Genomic DNA, 23,609 nt, shown 5'->3' on the forward strand with positions numbered 1-23,609 from the left:
CCGTCCGGCCCCCGACGCTGGACGACACCATCGTGAAGGCGGTCATCTACCCGCCCATCGGTGTCGCTCGCGTCGGCAACAGCCCGGAGGGGTACTTCATCGGCCCCGAGGTGACGGAGCCTCCCGCCGAGGACAAGGGTTTCTACCGGGATGCGCAGGGGCGGCTGAAGCGGCAGGCGGCGCGCTTCCGCGTCTACGGCGTCAACGCGGAGGGGCGCCTCCTCCGGGAGCTGTCGGTGCCGAAGTCCGGCGCGAAGGTGCGCTGGTCCGTGCAACTGGCGAACACCAAGGCCGCCTGGTACGGCTTCCAGTTGGCGCTCGACATCCCCGAGGCTTCAGCCGCCCCGCCCTCCACGCTGCGCAACGCGTCCGTGGCGGACCGCTCGCGGCTGGCCATCACCCCCGCCGCGCAGTCCGTGCAGGGTGTGAATGCCCGGCCCAAGCGCTTTGACGGCACCTTCATGAACATGCAGGTCCACCTGGGGGACATCCGCACCGACGAGAGCGGGCGGCTGGTGGTGCTGGGCGGTCACGGCGTCGCCGGCTCGTACGACGGCAGGTATGCCATCACCTTCGCGAACAACGAGGGCTGGTACGACGACGTGTCGGACGGCCCGGTGACCGCCGAGGTGGTTTTGGACGGCAAGCCGCTGGAGGTCGTCCCCGCCTGGGTCGTCGTGGCGCCCCCCAACTATGGGCCCCAGCGCAAGTCGGTCCGCACGATGTGGGACCTGATGCGCGACGTGGCCATCCGCGCGGGGACCCTGGCCGCGCCGGCCCGGCCGTCCTTCACCCACGACATCCTGCCCGTCTTCCAGCGTCTGGCCGGTCTGCAATGGGTCAACGCGGGCTTCGCCGCGGGCTTCGGCTGGAAGGGGATGTTCGACTTCACGGATCCGAAGGTGCTCGCGCGCCTGGGGGATCCCGGCCCGGCGGAGCGCGAGTACCGGCACGTGGTGGCCAACCAGTTCCGCGACTTCGCGAGGGACTCCTGGTCGCCCACGCCGTGGCCCTGGCTGTACGGCGACGCCATGAACATCCCGCCCGCGCAGACACCCCGGCAGTACGCGGCGCTGACGGACACCCAACTGGCCATGCTCCAGCAATGGTCGAGGGGCGAGTTCGTGGCCGACCATGATCCGAACCGCAAGCCACCGGCCAGACTCGCCGACGTGCCGCTGGAGCAACAGGGCGACATGCTCACCCGCGCGGCGATGGAGTTCTGTCTGGCGGACGCGTTCCATCCCGGCTGCGAGATGACCTGGCCCATGCGTCAGGCCTCCATGTACATGCAGCCCTTCCGGCTGGCGCACCAGCGGCCTGGATGGAAGGAGCCGAGCCTGGGCGAGGTGCTCACGTCGGACAGCGTCACCATCCCCAACGGGCCGCTGTATGGCCAGCCGCCCGGGGGCATCACGCGGTGGATGGCGGTGCCCTGGCAGACGGACACGGCCAGTTGCCGCTCCGGCTACGACAAGACCTACGACCCCTACGTCCCTTCCTTCTGGCCGGCGCGGGTCCCCAACGAGGTCCTGACGGAGCAGAACTACAAGATCGTCATGGACGCGAACAAGCCGCTGGCCGAGCGCCGCGCCGCCTTCGCCAACCGTGCCGCCTGGATCAACCCGCTGGGGGCGACGAGCTACACCGACCAGATCAACAACATGGTCCGGCACTTCGACCACCTGGGCGTCGTCGAGGCGAGGAAGGGCCCCACGGACACCGACGCCTTCCCGGCGGTCATCGAAGTGGAGGACCAGCACAAGCCCATCCCGGACGTCATCCCCACCGACGACCGCAAGAAGCTGCTCGGGACAGCGACAGGGAGCGCGGTGGGGGTGCGTCACGGCGAGGCGGCCTCCGCGGAGAACGTGGACGTGAGCGGCATCGAGAAGGTGCGCCGCTTCCCGGGCGGCCTGCGGCGCTGAGCCACGGATGCTGCCCGCCGACGTCGTCATCGTGGGCGCCGGTCCCGCCGGTGCCACCGCCGCGCTGAACCTCGCGCCCTTCCAGCGGGTGTTGCTGGTGGACCGGAGGCCCGAACCCACCGACCGCATCGGTGAGTCCCTGGCCCCGGCCGCCCGGCGCCTCTTGAGCGACATGGGGCTGTGGACGGACTTCCTCGCGGACGGTCACAGCCCCTGTCACGTCTCCCGCAGCCGCTGGGGAACACAGACACCCACGGAGCAGGACGCGCTCGCCAACCTGGATGGACCGGGCTGGCACCTGGACCGTCGCCGGTTCGAGGAGCGCTTGCGACGCACGGCCGTCGCACGGGGCGCGGCGTTGCTCACGCCCGCTTCTCCCGTGGGACTGGAGCGCGCGGGGGACGGCTGGTGTCTGCGATTGGAGCACGGCGGCCGGGTGCTGGACGTGGCCACGCGGTGGATCATCGATGCCGGCGGTCGGACGTCGGGACTGCTCAAGCCCTTCGGCGCCAATCGACAGGCCCGGGACCGGTTGATCTGTGGCTGGCTTCACGGTGCGAGGACGGAGGGAAGCACCGGGGGCGCAATGACCTACACGGAGTCCGCGCCCGACGGCTGGTGGTACACCGCGCCCCTTCCGGGCGGCCGCCGGGTGCTGGCCTGGCACACGGATGCGGACCTTCCCGCTGCGGAGGCCCTGCGCACCGCGTCCGGCCTGCTGGGCCACGCGGCGCGCTCCCCCACCCTGGGCGAGCAGCTTTCGGACACCCGCTTCGATGCCACGGTCGCGCCCGGAGTCATCACCGCCCACGGTTCGGTGCTGGCGTCCCCGGTGGGCGAGGGCTGGCTCGCGGTCGGGGATGCGGCGCTGAGCTTCGACCCCCTCTCCTCCCAGGGCCTGTTCAATGCCCTGTTCACCGGCCTCGCCGCGGCGGAGGCCACGGACCGGGCACTCCGCGGCGACCCGACCGCGACGCGCGACTACGCCGGAACCCTGCGTGACATCGACGCAGCGTACCGGCGCAATCTTGCGGCCTGGTATGCGTTGGAGTGCCGCTGGCCCGAGCAGGAATTCTGGCGTCGCCGCGCATACCGCCCGGCGCCCTGAGTTCGCACCTCCGCCACCGCGCCCCTGGACCTCAGGGAAGGACGCCGTGCTGGCGGTACCAGGTCCTCACGCGTGAGAGCATGGTGGCGTCGAAGGGAATCTGGGTGTGCGTGAAGCCCGCGTAGACGTGGAGCTCGTGGGGCGTCACGCTCGCGGCCAGGATGGCGTTCAGCGTCTGGTCTTGCGCGAGGGGCACCACCGTGTCGGCGTCACCGTGGTGGAGCTGGTAGGGCGTGGTGATGGATCCGGCCGCGTCCGGCCGCGTGGAATGGGGGCCGGAGCTCACGCCTCCCGCCGTGTGCGAAGCGGCGCGGAAGTCCGCCGGATGCGTCCCCAGGAGCTGGCCCGTGACGAAGGCCCCCATGCTGTGGCCATGCGCAGCCACCCGGTTGAAGTCCACGCTGCCCACACAGGACAGCAGGTCGCGCGCCTTGTGCGCCCGCAGCACGTTCTCCTCCGAGGCCCCCTCTTCCCCGGCCGGCAGCGTGCCCTCGGCGTCCGCGGCATGCGTGTACGTGGTGCCCAGGGCCACCAGCCCCCAGCCCACCATCGTCCTGGCCACGTTGGCCGAGTAGCCGCGCGCCGTGCCGCCCTTGCCGTGGCTGATGACCACCGCCGGGAAGGGTCCCGTCCCCGTCGCCGGCTTGAACAGGACGCCCTTCAGCACGTAGTGCACGCCCTCATCCACGGAGTCGTACGTCCAGGTCGCCCCGGTGGTCGAAGCCGGATTGCCGGAGACCAGGAACCTCGAGCAGACCGCCTGGGGCGCGGAAGGAACGACCGCGGGCTTCAGCACCGCGTCCAGGAAGTTCGCGACGGTGTCCTGCACCGGCGTGCTGACCCACTCGGGTCCACCATGGCCCGCGCCGACGACGTCGCGGCGCAGCACGCAGCGCCCCGCTGACGTCAGGGCGGACGCCAGCGCCAGGCTCTGCTCGCGAGGAACGGTGCAGTCCGCGTCCCCGTGCAGCAGGAGCATCGGCGGATCTCCCGCGCCCGCATGGGTGATGGGACTGGCCCGGCGCACCGCGTCCTGGCAGCTTTCGTCTCCCACGGTGCAGCCCACCAACTGGCTCTCTGGCGAGTCCGGCTGGCTGTGCTGGGCTGAACCCGGGCCACACCCTCGCGCCAGGAGCTGCGCGTCCATCTGCGCGAAGTCGGTGGGGCCATACCAGTCCACCACGGCCTGCACCGCGCTGGAGACGCCCCCGTTGCCCTGGGACGGGTCCTCCAGTCCGGCGACGCCCTGGCTCGTTCCCGCCAGCGCGGCGAGGTGCCCCCCGGCGGAGCTTCCAAAGGCCGCGAAGCGCGCGGAGTCCAGGTTGTAGCTGGACGCATTGGCGCGCAGGAAGCGCACCGCCGCCTTCACGTCATGGAGCTGCGCCGGGAACACCGCCGCGTCGCTCAGCCGATAGTCAATGGAGGCCACCGCGTAGCCCCGGCACACCAGCCGCCGGGCCTGGTTCACGTCCAGCAACGAACCCCCGCGCCAGCCCCCGCCATGGATCCAGACGACCGTGGGGAACGGGCCGCTCCCCGTGCTTGGACGGAACAGGTTCAGCGCGTGCCCGGAGCCGCTGGCATAGGTCAGCGCCAGGGGCGCCGCGGTCGCATCCGCGCACGTGGGAGCGGTCGTCCCATCCGGCACCAGCGGCCCGACCGGCAGTCCCGTCAGACAGGCCGCCGCCAACTCCCCCACGGAGGAGACCGAAAGGTCCGGTGGAGGTCCCTCCCCTGGCCCGGAAACGCCGCCCCAGCCACAGCCGGCGAACCCCAACAGCACTCCCACGCCGCCACTCCAACAAGAAACCTTCGGCCTGCTCCTGCGGACCATGTCGTTGCCTCCAGGAAAATTCGCGTCTTCGCTGTAACCCGTGACAAGTCAGGAAGTTTCGGAGCGGGCTGTCATCGCCTCGCCGAGAGCGCAAGCGCTGCCATTCCCATACCGGGTGGAAGTCGTGACAGTCAGAGGTCATCAAGATGACGGGCTTCGATCCCTGACGCCCCGCCGTGTAGGTCCACCTGGGGCAACCCATGGATCCGAAGGATTTTTCTCACGCGTTGCCCGTGTACCCACCCCACTGGTAAGGCGCTCCCAGGTCGTTCACGGTGGGCGGACGCTGTCGCGTTCGTTCCGGCCTCGCGGATCGGAGTGTCGTCGATGCGGTCACAGCACGCTGTCTGGAGCAGGGTCCTGGTGTTCGTGGCGGGCTTGAGTCTTCTGGCCTGCGGCACGAAGGAGCACCCCACGGGCGAGGGGGCTTCCCCCGGTGCAACGAATGCCGGTCTCGCCTCCCCCCCGGGTTGGGCCGCCACCGCCTCCATGGGCGCTGGGCGCTTCCGACACGCCGCCGTGCTGCTGCCCACCGGGGAGCTCCTGGTCGCCAACGGGGATGACGGCACCGCCTTCTTGAACGCGGCGGAGCTCTTCAATCCGGCCACCGGCACCTGGCGCGCCACGGGCGCCCCCGGAATCAGCGGCAACGTCACCCAGGGCCTGCTGCTTCCCAATGGGCAGGCGTTCATCCTGACGGGCGGAGAGGTTGAGGGACGCCGCTACGACCCTGCGTCGGGAACCTGGTCCGCGACGGGCAACCTGGCCCAGCCCCGCACGCTCGCCACCCTCACCCTGCTGAACTCGGGACGGGTGCTCGTCGCGGGCGGTACGGGCCCTGGCAACATCCCGCTCAGCTCGGCTGAACTTTACGACCCCACGACCAACACGTTCCTCTCCACCGGAGCGATGTCCGCGGCCCGCAACGCGCACGCCACGACGCTGCTGAAAGACGGTCGGGTGCTCGCGGTGAGCGGCTTCACCTCCAGCGGTGAGGTGCCTGGCGCGGACCTCTACGACCCTGCGGTCGGCACGTGGGCGCCCGCCGCGGCGCCCCTGGTTCCCCGGCACTACGCCACCAGCACGTTGCTGCCGGATGGCCGCGTGCTGCTGACGGGAGGCTTCGGCACCGCCGGCGCGCTCGCCGAATCTGAAGTCTATGATCCGGTGGCCAACACCTGGACCGCCACCGCGAGCCTCGCGCTCCCGCGCGCGAACCACGAGGCCACGCTGCTGCCCGATGGCAGGGTCCTCGTCACGGGCGGCTCCGTCGGATTCGACGCGGCGCGGACCGTCCCGGAAATCTACGACCCCGCGACCGGCCTGTGGACCTCCGCGCCCGCGATGGTCATCGGGCGCGAGAACCACACCGCGACGCTGCTGCCCTCCGGCAAGGTGCTGATCGCGGGCGGACAGGACGCGTTGGTCGGCCTCGGCATCGCGGAGACGGAGCTGTACGACCCCGCCGTCAACCGTTGGTCCCCGGCTGGCGCCATGGGCACGCCCCGGTCCGATTCGCTGGCCGTGCTCCTGCCCACGGGCAGGGTGCTCGTCGCGGGAGGCCTCGCCACTGCGGGCTCTTCGGCCGCGGCGGAGCTGTATGACCGGACGACCAACGCGTGGAGCCCCGCGACGGCCCTCTCCACGCCTCGCGAACGCGCCACCGCGACCCTGCTGGCCTCCGGTCAGGTGCTCGTCGTGGGCGGCCGCGATGCCGCCGTCTCGGGAGCCTCCACCGAGCGCTACGATCCCACGGCCAACACCTGGACCGCGGCGGCTTCGCTCTCCACGCCGCGCCATCTCCACACCGCCACGCTCCTTCCCGACGGACGGGTGCTCGTGGTCGGCGGTCAGCGCGATGCGACGGTGCTCGGCACCGCGGAGGTGTACGCGCCCGCCACCGACACCTGGACCGTGACGCCCCCCATCGCCGTCGCCCGCGCGGGCCACGCCGCCGCGCTGCTCCCCAATGGCAGGGTGCTCGTCGTGGGTGGCCATGGCACCGGTGGCGCCGCGCTCGCCACGGCGGAGTTGTACGACCCCGCGTCCAACACCTGGGCCCCCGCCGCGTCACTCGCGCAGGCCCGGGAGGAGCTGACGCTGACGCTGCTGCCCTCCGGTCAGGTCCTCGCGACGGCGGGCATCGCGGGCGCCGTGGAGCTCGCGTCCGCGGAGCGCTACGACCCTGGCACGAACACGTGGTCCCCGGCGGGGACGCTCGCGCAGGCGCGCTGGCACCACACCGCCTCGCTGATGCCCTCCGGCAAGGTGCTGGTCTCGGGCGGTGTGACCCTCGCGGGCGCGCTCGCTGACTCGGCGGAACTCTTTGATCCGACGCTCGGCACCTGGAGCACCGCCAACGCGCCGGCCGTGAGGGGCGGACTCGTGTCCATCTCGCTCGCCTCGGGCGAGGTGCTCGTGGCGGGCGGTACGGGCAACCCCAACGCCGAGCTGTTCGAAGGCACCGGTGCCCAGCCAGCATGGAAGCCGGTGGTGACCCGTCCGGACTCCCTGGTGGCCACCTGCGCGACCGAACTCGAGGGGCTCCTGTTCCGGGGCATCTCCGGCGCGAGCGGCGGCAACATCGGCGACTCCCCCACCGACTTCCCGCTCGTGCGACTGACGGCCGCGGAGGGTGGACGTCTCTGGACGCTCCCCAGCAGCAACACGTCCTCCACCCGCGCGACGGTGAGCGTCCCCGCCAATGTTCCGCCGGGCACCTACGCGCTCTCCGTCCTCGCCAACGCCATCCCCGGTGGACGCATGGTGCAGGTGCTCGCGAACCAGGCGCCCACCGCGCTGGATCAGGGCGTCACCACGGCGAAGGACACGCCCGTGCTCGTCACCCTCACCGCGAACTCCCCGGTCGAGACCTGGACCGTGACCGCGCAGCCCCAGCACGGCACACTGAGCGGCACGCCGCCCAACCTCACCTTCACGCCGACGCCGGGCTACGTGGGCTCGGACAGCTTCGGCTTCCAGGCCAGCAACTGCGCCCAGACCAGCAACGTCGCCATCGTCACCATCAACATCACGGACACGGCCGGCCCGACCCTCGCCTGCCCCAGCGATGTCGTGACCGAAGCGACGGGAGCGGACGGCGCCATCGTGATGTATCCGCCCGCCGTCCCCAGCCAGGTCGGCACCCCGGTGGACTACTCGCTCGCGTCGGGCAACCGCTTCCCCCTGGGCACCACGGTTGTCACCGCGACCATTCCCAGCACCCAGACCGCGTGCTCGTTCCGCGTCACGGTGGAGGACACCACCGCGCCCGTCGTCACCTGCCCCTCGAATGTGACGGTGACCTCCGACAGTGCGTCCGGAGCGGCGGTGTCGTTCGAGCCCACGGCCACGGACGCGGTGTCGTCCCCGCCGTCCATCACGTCGTCGCCCGCTTCGGGCAGTGCCTTCCGCGCGGGTGACACGCAGGTCACCGTCACCGCCACGGACGCGGCCGGCAATTCCTCTCAGTGCACGTTCCAGATCCGGGTCCAGGCGACCGTGGTGGAGATCGCTGGCGGTGGCTGCCAGAGCACCGGCGACGGCGCGCTCCCCGCGCTGGCGCTCCTCGCGGGGCTCGCGTCCTGGAGCGGTCTGCGTCGCCGCCGCACCGTCAGCGGGGTGCACTGAATCATGCGCACCGGACCTGAACGTCTCGCACGCACCCTCCTTTCTCGAATGGACCTCTCCTTGCGTACACAGGCTCAGAGATGGGCGCTGGCCGCGCTGCTGGCCACCGCCGTCGCCCCCGCCGCCTTCGGCCAGACCACCAGTCCCCTCGTCCCGTTGGACCTGGAGCGCCTGCGCTTCACGCCTGGGGCCACGGACTCGATGCTGGTGGACACCGGCAACGTGCTCCCCGAGGGCGGCTACCGCCTGCTCCTCATGGCCCACCACGAGCGCGGCATCCTGCTCTTGAAGGGCAGCGACGGGCTGGAGCGCTCCATCATCCACTACCGAACCTCCGGCTGGCTCGCGGGCGCGTGGTCGCCCATCGAGAACCTGGAGCTGTCCGCGAAGCTGCCGGTGATCATCCACCAGGCAGGACATGGCGCGGAGTCGCTGGTCGGCGTGTCGGAGCCGAAGTCCTTCGGCCTGGGGACGCCGGAGCTGGGTGCCCGGTACGCGCTCTTGCGTCGCGAGGACGGAGACCCGGTGTTCCTCGGCCTGGGCCTGGACCTCGGGATTCCGGGTGGCACCGCGGACGCGTTCGGCCGGCAGCAGGGCTGGGCGGGGTTCCAGATTGCCCCCCGCGTGGCGGTGAGCCGCGAAGTGGGTCCCGTGGTCCTGGGTGCCAACGCGGGCGTGCGGATCCGCTCGCGTGAGGTCGAGCCCGGTCGCGATGTCGGCACCGAGTTGGAGCAGGGCCTGGTGGTGGCGACGCGCGGAACGGGCCTGCGGGCCGAGGTCGCGCTGCAGGCCGCCGAGTCCCTGGTGGAGTCGGACTTCGCGCTGGAGCTGCTGGGCGGCGTGCGGTTGCCGTTGGGCGGCTCCGGCTTCGAGGCGTTCGCCATGGGAGGCCACGGCTTCACGGACATCCCGGGCACGCCGTCGCTCCGGTTCGCGGCGGGCATCGCGTACGCGCACCAGCCGCCGCGTGAGGACAAGTGCAGCTCCGGTCGCAGCCACACCCCGGCCGAGTGCCCGAACCTGGATGACGACAAGGACTCGGTGCCCAACGGCCAGGACAAGTGCCCGCTGGAGCCGGGGGTCGAAGCCAACAACGGTTGCCCGGACACCGATTCGGACAACGACGGCGTGGTGGATCGCGAGGACAAGTGCCCGAACGAGGCCGGCACCGCGGCCAACAACGGCTGCCCTGCGTCCGACTCGGACAAGGACGGCGTCCCGGATGACGAGGACAAGTGCCCGAACGAGGCTGGCACCGCGGCCAACAACGGCTGCCCTGCGTCCGACTCGGACAAGGACGGCGTCCCGGATGACGAGGACAAGTGCCCGAACGAGGCTGGCACCGCGGCCAACAACGGCTGCCCGGTGACGGACACGGACAAGGATGGCGTCCCGGACGGTGAGGATGCGTGCCCGAAGGAGGCCGGCACCGCGGCCAATCGTGGTTGCCCCGTGACGGACACGGACAAGGACGGCATCCCGGACGGTGAGGATGCGTGCCCGAAGGAGGCCGGCACCGCGGCCAACAACGGCTGCCCGGCCGAGGAGAAGCCGACGAAGTCGCCGCTGGAGCACCACATCCGGTTCCCGTCGGGCCTGGCGGAGTTCCAGGAAGAGGATCAGCGAGAGCTGAACGAGATCGCGGACTACCTCAAGGCGAATCCGAAGCTCACGCTTCGCATCGAGGGCCACACCGACAACAGCGGCCCGGATGAGCTCAATCGCACGCTGAGCCAGCAGCGCGCGGATCGGGTGCGCACGTACCTCATCCAGAAGGGCGTCGCGGGCTCGCGCCTGGAAGCGAAGGGCTTCGGACCGGATCGCCCGCTGCAGACCAACGACACGCCGGAGGGCAAGAGCGCCAACCGCCGCGTGGAGTTCGTCACCGTGACGGGCGCCGGCACTCCGTAACGCAGGAACCGATGACGCCGCTTCGTGGACCTTGAAGGTCGGGTCCGCGAAGCGGCGCGCGGGAGCAACCAGCGTCTTCCGGCGGCAATCACACCCACGCCGGGGGCGCCACCGCCCGAGCGGGAATCAGGCTTCTTCCGGCTGCAACTGCACCAACGCGGGCAGCTCCGCAGCGCGGTCGCGAAGCCGGGCCTTCGGCCGGATGGCCACCGGGACGCGCGCGGCCGCGAGCAGATCCAGATCGAACACGTTGTCCCCGAAGGCGGCGTAGAGCGGCCGGTCCGTGGCCTGCCGCAGGCAGTTCACCTTGCCGGGGCCGTAGGGCACGGGCTCGAAGACGGACGTCTGTAGCCGTCCGTTCTCCTCCTGCGGCGTGCACGCCAGCACGAACTCCGCCGTCAGGCCCACCTCGCGCACCGCGGCCTCCACCACCGCGCGCGGAGACGCGCTGACGACGTAGCAGTCCACACCCTGGCTCCGGGCCCACTCCACCACCCGGCGGGCTTCAGGGTGGATGCGTCCGGCCACGCCCCGCCGCTCCACCACCTCGCGGGCGAAGCCGCGCACCTCCTCCACGTGCCAGCCGGCGAACACCCACGCCATCATCTCGTAGGTGTCCTTCTCCGGCAGCCGTCCGGCCTCGAAGGCCTTGAACAGGCCGCGCGCCAGCGTCACCGCGTCCGGATGCGACTCCACGCCATGCCGGGCCCCCAGCCGCTCCAGCGCCCCCCGGGCCTCGGGCCGCACGCCGCCGTGCTCCAGCAGGGCGAGGAACAGGTCGTCCCCCACGTCTCCGCTCCACAGCGTGCCGTCCCCATCGAAGGCCAGCACGCCGTCCGGCGTCCGCGCGACCTCGCGACGGATGCGCTCCAGCGTTTCCTCGACCGGTTCCATCCTCATGTCCGTCATCCTCGCCGGCCCCCCGGTCCGGTGTCATCCGGTCCATCGGCGCATCGAACGCCGGTTGTTCAACACCGGCCCCTGCGTCTCCTCACGGGGAACGGGGTTCGCCCTCCTCCACCCCAACCGGCCCCTCCACGGTGCGCTCCAGCGTCCGGGCCAGTTCGACCCGAGCCTCCGCGACCTCTTCGGAGGCCTCGCCGGTGCCGGTGCGCGCCGAAGCAGGCACCGTGCCCTCCAGTTCCTCGGGATGCAGGCGGAACCACTTCGCGATGAGCATCACCTCCTGCGCCTCCTGCGCCCGAAGGCCAATCGCCTCCGGCTCCGGCAGCGCGAAGATGTCCCGCACCCGCGACTCCAGCGCCGCCTGTTCCTCAGGCGTCTGGGGCGTCGGCAGCTCCGCGCGGATCCGTCCCCGGCGCAGCACGTAGGTCCGGTCCTCGCCCCCGAGCTGTCCCCGCACCGTGTAGACCAACGACAGGCGCCGCAACGTCCGGCCCAGCTCGACGATCCACGCCCGCACGTTCTCCAGCCGCTCGGCGCGGTCACGCAACTCCGCCGCGTATTCGAACTGGAGTCGCCGCGCCGCCATCGCCATGCGCTCGCGCAGGATGACCAGCGGCCGGTCCGACTCACCGTTCAGGAACGCCCGCGCCAGAGAGACGCGCTCCAGGTACTCCGCCTGCGTGCACCCACCCGCGCACGGAGAGAGACACCGCGCCGTCTGCCCCCGCATGCACCGGGGGTCGTCCTTCATCGGGAAGAGCTGGAACTGATCCGCCAGCCGCATCGGCGTGTCGGAGGGACAGTCGCGCAGCTCCAGCAGGTCGTTCACGGCGCGCACCACGTCCGCCATGGTGTGCCGGCCGTGGAAGGGCCCGAAGTACTCCGCGCTCCCGCTGCCGCCCGGCTGGCCCACGACGCGCAGCCGGGGCACGGCCTCCCGAGTGAGTTGCAGGAAGCAGTGCGCACGGTCCTTCTTGTGCTCCACGTTGTAGAGCGGCCGGTGGCTCTTGATGAGCCGGAACTCATGCAACAGCGCCGCGAACTCGCTGGACGTGTATTCCCATTCCACGCGGTGCGCCTGCGCGATGATCTCCGCCGCCTTCTCGCCCTCGTCCGCGCGGAAGTACGACAACAGCCGCGTGCGCACCCGCACGGACTTGCCCACGTAGAGCAGCTCGCCCGAGGGACCGGACATGCGGTACACGCCGGGCCGGTTCTCGGCCTGCGCGCGAACGTGGCTCAGGAGGTTTGCGACGCGGGGGTCCATGCGACGGAGGGAGCCGGGCCAGCTTCAGCGCCCGGGGTCCCGCAGGCTAACCCGTCAGGTCCCACCGCACCGTGCATCCCGGCCCCACGCAAGACATCCCGGCCGGTGGGCGGGCGACGAACCACGCGCCCGCGAACCCGCCGGGTTTCTAGCCCACGTCCTTCAGGGTGACGGCGGTGGCGGCGGCCTCGTCCTTCAGGTCCTTGGGCGTGGCCACGGCGGACTTCAGCTCGCGGTACGTCTGCGCATAGCCATTGCGCAGGATGCCCTCACGGATGCGCTCCATCAGCTTCTGGTAGTGCCGCACGTTGTGCACCGACAGGAAGCGCGAGCCCAGGTGGTGCTTGCCGCGCATCAGGTGCTGGAGGTAGCCGCGCGTGTAGCGCTTGCACACGTAGCAGTCGCACTCCGGATCCAACGGCCCATCTTCCAGCCGGTACGCCGTGCGCGTGATGCGAACGAGGCCCTGGAACGTGTACGCGTACCCTTGCTGCGCCATCTTGGTGGGGATGATGCAGTCGAACATGTCCACGCCGCGCAGCACCGCCTCCAGGAGGTCCGTGGGGGTGCCCACGCCCATCAGGTAGCGCGGCTTGTCCTGCGGCAGGGACGCGGTGGCGCGCTCGGTCATCGTGTCGCGCTCCACCTTCGTCTCCCCCACCGCCAGCCCGCCGATGGCGAACCCGTCGAAGGGCAGCTTCGTGAGGAACTCCGCGCTCGCGTCGCGCAGGGCCGGGTGCACGCCGCCCTGGACGATGCCGAACAGCGCCTGGCCCGTGGAGCGCTTCTCCTTCGCGGCCAGACTGCGCACCGCCCAGCGGTGGGTGCGCTCCATGGCCTCACGCGTGCCGGCCTCGTCGGTGCGCGAGTCGATGCACACGTCGAGCACCATCATGATCTCCGAGTTGATCGCCTGCTGCATGGCGATGCTGGACTCGGGGCTCAGGAGCTGCCGGCTGTTGTCGTAGAAGCTGCGGAACTGCGCGCCCTTCTCCGTGATGAGCCGATCCTCCGGCAGGGAGAAGATTTGAAACCCGCCCGAGTCCGTCAGCACGGCGCCGTCCCACCCCATGAACGGGTGGATGCCGCCAAAGCGCTCGAACACCTCCGCGCCGGGGCGGAGCATCAGGTGGTAGGTGTTGGCGAGCAGGATCTTCGCGCCCGTCTCCTTCACCTCCTCCATCCCGAGGTGGCGGAAGCCCGCGTGGGTCGCCACCGGCATGAACATCGGCGTGGGGAAGGACCCCTTGCGGGTGTGCAGGATGCCCGTACGGGCGCCAGTGGGGTCGGTGTTCAGGAGTTCGAAGCGGACGGCCATTGTCGGGGCCTTATACCCGTGGCGCCCGCCAGGAGGCACCCGCTTCCTGGGGACGCCCGCCCGGTCTCCAGGAGGCCGTCCCCCGCCGTCCCCTCAGAGGAAGGCGCCGGTTTCCCTACCTGGACCGGGAGGCTGGGGGCCGTCACCGGGGCCGAGGGGGCTGGAAACGGGGTCGGAAGCCGGCATTTCCGGGGCGTGTCGGCGGTTACATTGGGTCCTCCGGTACGCCGCCGGGCCCCGATTCACCGCGCGTCTTTGGTGGACGCGCCATTTCCGATACAAGCCGCCGCCATGTTCAACGTCATCAACGTCTCCAAGGCCTATGGGCCCAAAAAACTTTTCGAGGAGGTCAACGTCGCCTTCTCGCCAGGCCGGCGCTACGGCCTGACCGGTCCGAACGGGGCCGGCAAGTCCACCTTCATGAAGATCCTCGCCGGTGACGAGGAGCAGGACATGGGCGACATCATCCGCCCGCGCAAGCTGGGCATCCTGCGCCAGGACCACTTCCGCTACGAGAACGACCGCGTCCTGGACGTGGTGCTGATGGGCAACCGCCACCTGTGGGCGGCGATGGATGAGAAGAACAAGCTGCTCGCCAAGTCCGACATCACCGAGGAGGACGGCAACCGGCTGGGTGAGCTGGAAGGCGTCATCGCGGAAGAGGACGGCTACTCGGCGGAGAGCGACGCGGCCACGCTGCTGGCGGGCCTTGGCATCGACGAGGCCTTCCACGAAGAGCCGATGCGCCAGTTGACGGGCGGCCTGAAGCTGCGTGTGTTGCTCGCGCAGGCGCTGTTCGGCAAGCCGGACGGGCTGCTGCTCGACGAGCCCACGAACAACCTGGACATCGATTCCATCCGCTGGCTGGAGACCTTCCTCCACCAGTACGAGGGCGTGCTGATTACCATCAGCCACGACCGGCACTTCCTGAACTCCATCTGCACGCACATCGCGGACATCGATTACGAGACCATCATCCAGTACACGGGTGGTTACGACGACATGGTCCGGCAGAAGTCGCAACTTCGGACCCGGGTGGAGTCGGAGACGGAGGAGAAGAAGAAGAAGATCCTCCAGTTGCAGGACTTCGTCGCGCGCTTCCACGCCGGCACGCGCGCTTCGCAGGTGCAGAGCCGCATCAAGCAGATCGACAAGCTGAAGACGGAGGACCTGAAGCGCTCGAACATCGCGCGGCCCTTCATCCGGTTTGATCAAAAGGTGGTCAGCGGCCGGCAGACGCTGATGTTCGAGGGCCTGAAGAAGTCCTACGACGGCGTGCAGGTCATCAAGCCGTTCACCGGGCTGGTCTGCAAGGGCGAGCGAATCTGCGTCATCGGCCGCAACGCCGTGGGCAAGTCCACGCTGGTGAAGATGCTGGCCGGAAAGACGGAGCCGGACGCGGGCACCATCACCTGGGGCCACCAGGCGTCGGTGGGCTACCTGCCGCAGGACCACCACGGCGTCATCTACAAGGGCACGACCTGCTTCGGCTACCTGCGGGAGATCAGCGAGAAGCTGACGAACGAGGAGATCTCCGGCGTGCTGGGCCGGATGCTCTTCTCCGGTGAAGAGCGGATGAAGAACACGGACACGCTCTCCGGTGGTGAGACGGTGCGCGTGCTCCTGTCGAAGCTGATGATCACGCAGGACAACGTGCTCATCCTGGACGAGCCGACGAACCACCTGGACCTAGAGTCCATCGCGGCGCTGGCCGAAGGCCTCCAGAAGTTCGAGGGCACGGTCATCGTCGTCACGCACGACCAGGAGCTCATCTCCGAGGTCGCCACGCGCATCTGGAGCCTGGAGGCGGGCAAGGAAGTGCTCGACTTCAACGGCCCCTACGCCGAGTTCCGCGAGAAGCACGCGGACGCGGCGATGAAGCGCCGGTAGGCCACGCGCAAGCGGAAGTCCCCATCGCCGCCCGCCTCCGGAGTGCCCGGAAGCGAGGCGGCGATTTTCATGCGGTGTCCATACCCCATGTAACGGGCCGGGGTAATGGATCGCAGTCGGGTCGGCCAAGCAGTTCGTAGCCGGGTCGGCCAAGCAGTTCGTAGCTGGGTCGGCCAAGTGGATCGCCCGCCGGAGAAGAGGCGGAGGCGGTCCGTTCAGGGCGGAGGCCGTCAGAAGAAACGTGGCCAGTGGGTGGGCTGAATACCTACCTGGCCGGTCATCCCATGCATCCTCGCTCCCCACCGAGCACCGCCGGAGCGGTGTGCGGAGGGGCGCGCGCGGATGAGTGAAGTTTTTTCGCACGCCAGCGCCATCGCGTCCCGCAGGACGTCCACCTCCTGCGTCTTCTTGCCCAACAGCCGCTGCAACTCGCGCACCTGCGCCTTGAGCTGCCGCATCTCGGCCTCAGGCACCACGGCCTCGCCAGCCTTCAGCCCCGACACGCTGCCGGCCTCCTTCAGCTGCCTCCAGCGGAACACTTGGCTGGAGTTGACGCCGTACTTGCGCGCCACAGCGACACGCTGCCACCGGGCGCCTCCGCCTCGGAGAGCATCCGCAGCTTCTCCTCCGCCGAGTAGCGCCGCCGCCGGCCTCCCAACTCAGCTTTCCCCAGCTCCAGGGCGTCCTCACTACCCGGCGCGCCGCCCATTGCGACACGCTTGACTTCTCATTAACCCTACCCCACCCTTTACCCACCAAACCAACACAACGAAAGAACCAAATGCACTCCAAGCGACTTCAGTTATTTCTAAATGAATTGAAAAACGAACTTCAAGGCGAAGACCCCCCTTTGCGCTTTTCTGCATACCGATCAGTCGGGACTGCCTGGACGGAGGAAGGAACTGGAAATCAGGCTGACACCACCGCATTGGCTGGCATTTCGGAGGCCCTGAAATGCGGAAGCCACTGGAGAGCCACTAGTAGCCCTGTGACATTCTTCCCAATTACGTTTTTTGACGCAGTTATCTCGGTTGAATTTCCAACCGCACCAAAAGCGGCGACGCGCACCTACTTCGCCCAGCGAATTGACAGATGCCTACGGCATTCCGAGAACGAGTACAGAGCGCTATATGACACCACGACTGGATTACTAAGCAGAGCCGGCCTGGAGGCAGAGGTCAAAAGCCTACTACCCGCCCCCTCCTCCAGCAAGACTATAACAACAAACATGGGCGAACCCAGCGAGTCCATCTGGGTGCTCGCTCTCGACATTGACCACTTCAAGCAAATTAACGACACCTTCGGCCACCTGTATGGCGACATTGTACTGAAGTGCTTTGCACAACGAATCCTCAATGAATCACAAAAGTCCGAATCAAAGTTAAGCCCAGGAACACGCATCAGCGTCGCAAGGGCGGGCGGCGAAGAGTTCTTTGTCATTATCTCAGGAACAACAATCAACAGCGAGGTAGAAACTCTTTCTGAATCTCTCAGGCGAATAACTGCAGAAACACCACTACCCACTGAAGCGGAGTGGCAAAGCACATATGGCGGAGCAACGTCAGGACTGTCCTTCCCGCATCCAAGTGAGCGCAAAGTCACCGTCAGCATCGGTGTGTCTTCTGGTGTTCTACCGAAGGGCAAGTCGGGGGTTCAGTTCGTAGAGCAGCTAAAGAACGAGGCGGACGCCGCCCTCTATCGAGCCAAGACCTCCGGAAGAAACACGGTGCGCTGGTTCTCCGGAATACTTCAGAGCGGCGGACGCATCCTGGAACACCACCAAGACACCGGAATTGTAGCCATCGACATTGGCAAACAAGTCAAAGTGCGCGCTGGGCAGGAATTCCTGGTGTACCATCCTGACTTCTCCGGACTCACTCCATTTGTCTTTAGCGATGGTCGCACCAAAAAGCGCATTGGCACATACCCGAAGATGCACTCAGGAAGAATCATCGCATTTGACACTCAACAGGAAATGTCTTTTTGCTCAGTTGCCGAGGCACGCGGCATCAAAGCATTCCCTCCCGGATCAGTACTGGAGGCGATTCCGCTTGGCTCCATTACGCACCTGTTGCCATCCTCCCCTATCAATCCAATTCCTGCAACGGACCTCAGCTCAATAGAGCGACTCTCTTCAACCATCGAAGAACTCTCCAAGTCAAAATCCGCCTTCTCTGTTATTGTATTTGCACTTGAGAACGCAGAATCGCTCAGCGAGTCGCGAGGCAGCGTGTTTATCAACGCAGCACTCGCGCGACTGTATGACTCAATTCGGCAGGCATTCCCAATCCTGTCTGCCATTTCTCAGATCCAATCGACGCAATTTGCGATTGTTTTCACTGGCACCGCGTCAGAACCCACGGTGCGCGCATTGATAGAAAAGGCTCTGGAACAGGCGACAAGCCCCAGTCATGGACCAGCTTCCTTTGGCGCAGGCGCATTCACCGCGACTGGAGGCTCACAGCCGCCTCAACTCCCGGCCAAGCATGCGCTGGAGTTTGCCCGTTACGCCGTTTCATCAGACATACGCGAAAAAGAAAAGCTAGCATTCTTCCTGCCTCAAGAAACATGGAAAGTCATGCAGACTGCCCGAAACGCCGACCTTCGCCTGAAAGGGATCGCAGACTATCATAAGCTCAAAGAACTGGGCATCCAGGACGCCAGACTTGAGAATCAAGCAACAGTCTGCGCACTAGAAGTCGCCCCGCCAATTCCCGAACTAGCTCTTAGCGCATCACAAAACGCAGTTACAATCGACCCCAAGCCGGGCATGTACTGGGCGAACAGGGCGATCGCAGAGTTTTTTTATGGTGATCGAACTCGCGCATATGACGCTTTTGTCCTGGCTCCGGAAGTCACCAAGGTTCTCGAAGCACCCGAGGGTTCGTTGCCGCAAGAAGGCCGGCGCTTTGAGTTCTACTCAATTCCATACTCCCTATCCATATATGAAAAGCGCAAGCAGAATCCCAAATTCATAGATGCCAACACACTGACTCGCTACCTCGAAAAGGCACTGCTGACAAAGGTTGGATTGCACTTATTGACGCAATCATTTTTTCAGGAGGTTGAAGCAGCACTGAAAGATCTAGCCGGAGGTGCAGTCAATAGCTAACACTACTCGGCCAGATGAATTGGACGCGGAAGCCCGATATTCCGATATTGATGAGGCATAAGGCCCGCGCAACTGCACAAGCTCGACCGACGGTGAGCGTCAAGGTGTGGTCGCGTGAGAAGTTTCAGCCGAGGCGCATGAGTTCCTGCGCTTCCGGAGAGGGATTGAGGCGCACAGGGTCTGCGGGCGTCCAGTCGCGCGTGTCGCGGCTCCAGCGCTCGGGGTGACGGGCGCGAGCGCGCTGGTACACCTAGTGGCACTGGGCGAGCAGCGCGGCTTCGCGTCCGAAGTGCCTGTCGTCGGGCGTGACGAAGCGGATGGCGGAGTGCCGGTGCTCGGTGTTGTACTAGGCGCCCAAACGCGTCATCCACGCTTGCGCGTCCTGAGCCGAGGCGAAGTGGCGCTGGGGGAAGCAGGGGCGGTACTTCAGCGTGCGGAAGAGGGTTTCGGAGAAGGCATTGTCGTCCGAAGCGCGGGGCCAGCTGAAGGAGGGGGCCACCCCCATCCATTGCAGCGTGGCCAGCATCGTGGCGCCCTTCATGAGGCCGCCGTTGTCCGAATACAGCACCAAGCTCTCTAGGCTACCGGCGGCCTGCCTGCTTTCGCGGATGAGGGCTGCGGAAAGCGCGAACAACTCTTCTTCGTGGACGCGCCAGCCCATGATGCGGCGCACGTGCGGCCCTGGCGGGGCGTGGCTTGAAGCCCCTTCCCCCGGGTCTGCTAGGTTTCACCGCTGCCCACATGAAAAGACCCGCCTCCCTCCTCATCGCCCTGGCCTGCGCACTGCTCCTCCCCGCCTGCGGTCCCTCGGAGTGCACCCCGGACAACTGCCGGGACGGGTGCTGCTCCGAGGAGAACGAGTGCGTGCGGTACGCCAGCGATGAGTCCTGTGGCCCCAAGGGTGGCGGCGCCTGTCTCGGCTGTGCCACCGGCAGCGTCTGCCACCTGGGCCAGCGTGCGTGCATCGTGGGTGTGATGCGAACGCGGGTGCAGCCCGCCCGGGCCACCATCCTCCCGTACGACCCCTACTCCACGGAGGATGAGGATTGGGATTTCGATGGCTCGCCGCCCGACGTCGTCGTGGAAATGCGCTGCCCGTCCGCATCCGGCGTATTTCGCACTCCCGAGGATGAGAGCCTGCGCCCCCGATGGAACACCGGCGGCTGCGAGGTCATCACCTCCAACCTCCTCAAGTTCCCCCTCGAGATTTCGATCTTCGACGTCGACGATTTCGCCTTCGACGACTCCATGGGCAGCTTCAACTACCAGGTCACTCCCGAGGACCTGCACTTCGGCCGGATCGAGCTCGCCCTTCCAGAGGCAGTGCTCGCGTTGGAGATCGACCTCTCCCATACCTATTCCGCCGAATAGCGCCCCGGTGGGCATCCGCGTTGGCGGGGTATGAGGGGCGTTGGCAGCCCTTCGCAGACTGAGTAACCGTCCCAGTGGCACCGGCGTAACGCAGGAATGCACCCGCGCTCCCTGCTCCTCCCCCTCCTGCTGCTCGCCAGCGCCTGTGGTCCCTCGTCGTCGGTGGACGAGGGCCTGGGCGTCGTCCAGGAACTCGACACCTCCGAACAGGGCATCACCGACTTCGTGCGCTCCGGCCACTACAAGTCCTGGCTCGCGGAGCCCACCGTCCACGAAACGCGCGCCCCCCACGGCAGCAAGGTCCGCGTCTTCTTCAACGACCTCGTCGTGGGTTCGCTGCGCGACGGCAATGCCACACACCCCGTGGGCAGCATCCTCGTCAAGGAGATGTACGAGAAGGACGGGAAGACCCTCCGGGGCCACGCGCTGGACGTGAAGATCTCCGACGGCGCCGGCAAGGACACCTGGATCTTCTACGAAGGCTTCGGCCCGAACTACGACAACAACTACTACGGCCGCGCCCACGACACCTGTCATGGCTGCCATTCGGACGGGAAGGACTACGTCACCACGCCCCTGCCCTGAAACGCCAACGGGCGGCCTTCCCTGGGGAAGACCGCCCGCCGTCGTCATGCACCGTGTCCGTGCCGGCTACCGCGCCGGTGACTTGCGGCGCATCAGGAACACGCCCAGGCCCACGCCCGCGGCCACCTTCACCGCGGACGCCAGGGGCGTCTTGCTCAGCGGCACCGGCGCCGTGGTGTACGGCGGCGCGACCGGCTTGGGACGGAAGTCGGTAGCACCGGGCAGGTCCGCGCCCTTCTCCTCCGCTTCCGTCTTCGTCACGTTCGGCCCGGCCTGATCCGGATCGCGCTGCCCCGGCGACTTACCGTCCGGCGACTTGTGCTCCAGGATGCCGTTGATCTCCGCGCCCAGCAGGATGACCTGGCAGGAGATCCACATCCACAAGAGCAGCACGATGACACCGCCGATGGCGCCGTAGTTCACGTCGTACGAGCCGAAGTTCGCCACGTACATGGAGAACGCCCACGACGCGGCCACCCAGATGAGCACGCCCACCACCGAGCCCGGCGTGATGAACTTGAACTTCTGCTTCACGTCCGGCAGCGCGTAGTACAGGTACGCCCACAGGCACATCATCAGGAGCCCCGCCACTGGCAGGCGCAGCCACATGATGACGGTGCTCAGCGGCTCACCCAGCTTGTTCGCCACCGCCGGCGTGACGACCGCGACGAGGGCCGCCAGCACCGCCGTCACCGCCGTACCCAACGTCGTCAGGAGCGCGATGCCGCGCTTCTTCCAGAACGGGCGCTTCTCCTCCACGCCGTACACCGTGTTGAGCGCCTCCATCAGCGCCACGATGCCGCCCGACGCCGCCCAGACGGCGCCCACGCCACCAATGGTCAGCAGGCCCACCGGGTTGCTGTTCGCCAGCGCCTCCAGGCGCTCACCCAGGATCTTCGTCACCTCCTGCGGCGCCACGCGCGACAGCTCCTGGACGAGCTGCTGCGCCTGATGCGGATCAATCAACACGCCCGCAAGCGACACGAGGAACAGCAGGAACGGGAACAGCGCGAGGATGCCCTGGAACGTCAGCGCCCCCGCCACGTTGCCCACGTTGTCCCGCGCCCACTCGGCCTTGAGGGACTTGAAGAACTCCTTCCAGCTCATTCCCTTGCCGGGCAAAACCATGCAGCCTCCTCCGAGGTGTCCAGCGACCGCTCGGAGGAGATTGGGCATTCCATCCCCTGACTGGCTTCCTCCTCGGAGGAGTCGCCTGCCCCCCTGCCTGCTGACCGCGCATGGAGGACGGGATGGCAAGCCCCTGCTTCATGCCCGGCCGCCTGCTCCAGACGTCAGAAAACGGGCAGGACCGGGGCGTCCTTCAACCGGGGCGCCTGCTGATCCTTGCCGGACAGCAGCGGCGCGCTCACGGGCCAGGGGATGGCCAGGTCAGGATCATTCCAGTGCACGCTCCGCTCGGTCTCCGGCGAGTACAGCGCGGTGCACTTGTAGAAGAAGTCCGCGGAGTCGCTCAGCACGCAGAAGCCGTGCGCGAAGCCCGGGGGCACCCAGAGCTGCCGCTTGTTCTCGAACGACAGCTCCGCCGCCACCCAGCGGCCGAACGTGGGCGAGCCGCGCCGCACGTCCACCGCCACGTCCCACACCGCGCCGGACAGGCACTGCACCAGCTTGCCCTGCGCGTTCGGCTCCTGGAAGTGCAGCCCCCGCAGGGTGCCCTTCACCGAGCGCGACAGGTTGTCCTGCACGAAGGGGCCCGTGATGCCCGCGTCCGCGTAGCGCTTCGAGTGGTACGACTCGAGGAAGAAGCCCCGGTCGTCGCCGAACACCTTCGGCTCCACCAGGAGGACTTCGGGAAGCTCCAGGGGGGTGACCTTCACGACACCGCTCCCCGGTTCTCGATGAGATCCAGCAGGTACTGACCGTATTCGTTCTTGCGCATGGGCGCCGCCAGCGCCGCCAACTGCTTGTCGTCGATGTAGCCCATGCGGAAGGCAATCTCCTCCGGGCACGCCACCTTGAGACCCTGCCGGCGCTCGATGATCTCGATGTAGTTGGACGCCTGCATCAGCGACTCGTGCGTGCCGGTGTCCAGCCACGCGTAGCCGCGGCCCATCAGCTCCACGTTGAGTTCTCCGCGCCGCAGGTACTCCGCGTTCACGTCGGTGATTTCATACTCACCGCGCCGGCCGGGCTTGAGGTTGGCGGCGATGTCCACCACCTGGTTGTCGTAGAAGTACAACCCGGTGACGGCGTAGTGCGACTTCGGCTTCAGCGGCTTCTCCTCGATGCTCACCGCCTGGTGCTGGGCGTTGAGCTCCACCACGCCGTAGCGCTCCGGATCCTTCACGTAGTAGCCGAACACCGTCGCGCCTTGCGTGCGGCGCGAGGCCCGCTGCGTGAGCTCTCCCATGCCGTGGCCGTAGAAGATGTTGTCGCCCAGGATGAGCGACACCGGGTCCTTGCCCACGAAGTCGCGGCCGATGACGAAGGCCTGCGCCAGCCCCTCCGGCTTCGGCTGTTCGGCGTACTGGAAGCGCACGCCCCACTGCTCCCCGTCGCCCAGAAGCTCGCGGAAGCGCGGCAGGTCCTGCGGCGTGGAGATGATGAGGATCTCCCGGATGCCCGCCAGCATCAGCGTCGTCACCGGGTAGTAGATCATCGGCTTGTCGTAGACGGGCAACAGTTGCTTGCTCACCACGCGCGTCAGCGGATACAGGCGCGTGCCCGAGCCGCCGGCCAGAACGATTCCCTTCATGGATGCTCCCTGCGTTCCACGCCCCCGGACTGG

The 23,609-nt window shown here is 67.7% G+C and carries 17 protein-coding genes; 8 read left to right on the forward strand and 9 right to left on the reverse strand.

Annotation, left to right across the window (positions count from 1 at the left end):
- On the forward strand, positions 1 to 1,928 hold a 1,928-nt coding region (locus D7V88_RS43020; RefSeq protein WP_208726299.1), incomplete at its 5' end, for a LodA/GoxA family CTQ-dependent oxidase.
- Positions 1,929 to 1,935: 7 nt separating this feature from the next.
- On the forward strand, positions 1,936 to 3,036 hold the full coding sequence (locus tag D7V88_RS15165) for an NAD(P)/FAD-dependent oxidoreductase (RefSeq protein ID WP_120541354.1): 1,101 nt from the start codon (positions 1,936 to 1,938) through the stop codon (positions 3,034 to 3,036).
- 31 nt (positions 3,037 to 3,067) lie between these two features.
- Here the strand turns inward: D7V88_RS15165 and D7V88_RS15170 are convergent, their stop codons facing one another.
- Positions 3,068 to 4,825: a prolyl oligopeptidase family serine peptidase gene (locus tag D7V88_RS15170; protein ID WP_244238164.1), complete on the reverse strand. Its 1,758-nt coding sequence runs from the start codon at positions 4,823 to 4,825 to the stop codon at positions 3,068 to 3,070.
- A 372-nt stretch (positions 4,826 to 5,197) separates the two neighbouring features.
- On the opposite strand from D7V88_RS15170, the gene D7V88_RS15175 reads away from it, so the two are divergent.
- Positions 5,198 to 8,500, forward strand: coding sequence for an HYR domain-containing protein (locus tag D7V88_RS15175; RefSeq protein WP_120541356.1), 3,303 nt, complete (start codon positions 5,198 to 5,200; stop codon positions 8,498 to 8,500).
- A gap of 48 nt (positions 8,501 to 8,548) precedes the next feature.
- On the forward strand, positions 8,549 to 10,411 hold the full coding sequence (locus D7V88_RS15180; RefSeq protein ID WP_120541357.1) for an OmpA family protein: 1,863 nt from the start codon (positions 8,549 to 8,551) through the stop codon (positions 10,409 to 10,411).
- A gap of 126 nt (positions 10,412 to 10,537) precedes the next feature.
- Here D7V88_RS15180 and D7V88_RS15185 read toward each other — a convergent pair whose 3' ends face one another.
- From D7V88_RS15185 to tgt, 3 genes are all read right to left on the reverse strand, one after another.
- Entirely contained in the window at positions 10,538 to 11,311 is a 774-nt protein-coding gene (locus tag D7V88_RS15185; RefSeq protein ID WP_120541373.1) for an HAD family hydrolase, read from the reverse strand.
- 91 nt (positions 11,312 to 11,402) lie between these two features.
- Positions 11,403 to 12,584, reverse strand: coding sequence for an excinuclease ABC subunit UvrC (locus tag D7V88_RS45150; RefSeq protein ID WP_120541358.1), 1,182 nt, complete (start codon positions 12,582 to 12,584; stop codon positions 11,403 to 11,405).
- Positions 12,585 to 12,732: 148 nt separating this feature from the next.
- Positions 12,733 to 13,902, reverse strand: a complete 1,170-nt coding sequence (gene tgt / locus D7V88_RS15195; protein ID WP_120541359.1) for a tRNA guanosine(34) transglycosylase Tgt — start codon at positions 13,900 to 13,902, stop codon at positions 12,733 to 12,735.
- A gap of 291 nt (positions 13,903 to 14,193) precedes the next feature.
- Here tgt and D7V88_RS15200 point away from each other — a divergent pair, with 291 nt between their 5' ends.
- Positions 14,194 to 15,792 (forward strand): ABC-F family ATP-binding cassette domain-containing protein, encoded by a 1,599-nt coding sequence (locus tag D7V88_RS15200; protein ID WP_120541360.1) that lies wholly within the window; start codon positions 14,194 to 14,196, stop codon positions 15,790 to 15,792.
- A 230-nt stretch (positions 15,793 to 16,022) separates the two neighbouring features.
- On the opposite strand, the gene D7V88_RS15205 is transcribed toward D7V88_RS15200, so the two are convergent.
- Positions 16,023 to 16,364 carry a helix-turn-helix domain-containing protein gene (locus D7V88_RS15205; RefSeq protein ID WP_120541361.1) on the reverse strand — a complete coding sequence of 114 codons (342 nt, stop codon included), beginning with the start codon at positions 16,362 to 16,364 and terminating at the stop codon, positions 16,023 to 16,025.
- 209 nt (positions 16,365 to 16,573) lie between these two features.
- Here D7V88_RS15205 and D7V88_RS15210 point away from each other — a divergent pair, with 209 nt between their 5' ends.
- Positions 16,574 to 18,904, forward strand: a complete 2,331-nt coding sequence (locus tag D7V88_RS15210; protein WP_120541374.1) for a GGDEF domain-containing protein — start codon at positions 16,574 to 16,576, stop codon at positions 18,902 to 18,904.
- A gap of 346 nt (positions 18,905 to 19,250) precedes the next feature.
- Here the strand turns inward: D7V88_RS15210 and D7V88_RS45490 are convergent, their stop codons facing one another.
- Positions 19,251 to 19,577, reverse strand: a complete 327-nt coding sequence (locus D7V88_RS45490) for a DDE-type integrase/transposase/recombinase (protein WP_120541362.1) — start codon at positions 19,575 to 19,577, stop codon at positions 19,251 to 19,253.
- A 68-nt stretch (positions 19,578 to 19,645) separates the two neighbouring features.
- Between D7V88_RS45490 and D7V88_RS15220 the strand changes: the two genes are divergently transcribed.
- Together D7V88_RS15220 and D7V88_RS15225 are read left to right on the forward strand one after the other, a co-directional pair.
- Entirely contained in the window at positions 19,646 to 20,275 is a 630-nt protein-coding gene (locus tag D7V88_RS15220; protein ID WP_147448748.1) for a hypothetical protein, read from the forward strand.
- Between the two features lie 96 nt (positions 20,276 to 20,371).
- Positions 20,372 to 20,860, forward strand: a complete 489-nt coding sequence (locus tag D7V88_RS15225; protein ID WP_120541364.1) for a hypothetical protein — start codon at positions 20,372 to 20,374, stop codon at positions 20,858 to 20,860.
- A 66-nt stretch (positions 20,861 to 20,926) separates the two neighbouring features.
- Here D7V88_RS15225 and D7V88_RS15230 read toward each other — a convergent pair whose 3' ends face one another.
- The 3 genes from D7V88_RS15230 to rfbA form a co-directional block, all read right to left on the reverse strand.
- Positions 20,927 to 21,988 carry a YihY/virulence factor BrkB family protein gene (locus D7V88_RS15230; protein WP_120541365.1) on the reverse strand — a complete coding sequence of 354 codons (1,062 nt, stop codon included), beginning with the start codon at positions 21,986 to 21,988 and terminating at the stop codon, positions 20,927 to 20,929.
- A 164-nt stretch (positions 21,989 to 22,152) separates the two neighbouring features.
- On the reverse strand, positions 22,153 to 22,698 hold the full coding sequence (gene rfbC / locus D7V88_RS15235; protein WP_120541366.1) for a dTDP-4-dehydrorhamnose 3,5-epimerase: 546 nt from the start codon (positions 22,696 to 22,698) through the stop codon (positions 22,153 to 22,155).
- Positions 22,695 to 23,576, reverse strand: a complete 882-nt coding sequence (rfbA, locus tag D7V88_RS15240) for a glucose-1-phosphate thymidylyltransferase RfbA (RefSeq protein ID WP_120541367.1) — start codon at positions 23,574 to 23,576, stop codon at positions 22,695 to 22,697. The genes rfbC and rfbA overlap by 4 nt, the downstream gene beginning before the upstream one ends.
- Between the last annotated feature and the right edge of the window lie 33 nt (positions 23,577 to 23,609).

Source organism: Corallococcus terminator (genome assembly GCF_003611635.1).
GTDB lineage: Bacteria > Myxococcota > Myxococcia > Myxococcales > Myxococcaceae > Corallococcus > Corallococcus terminator.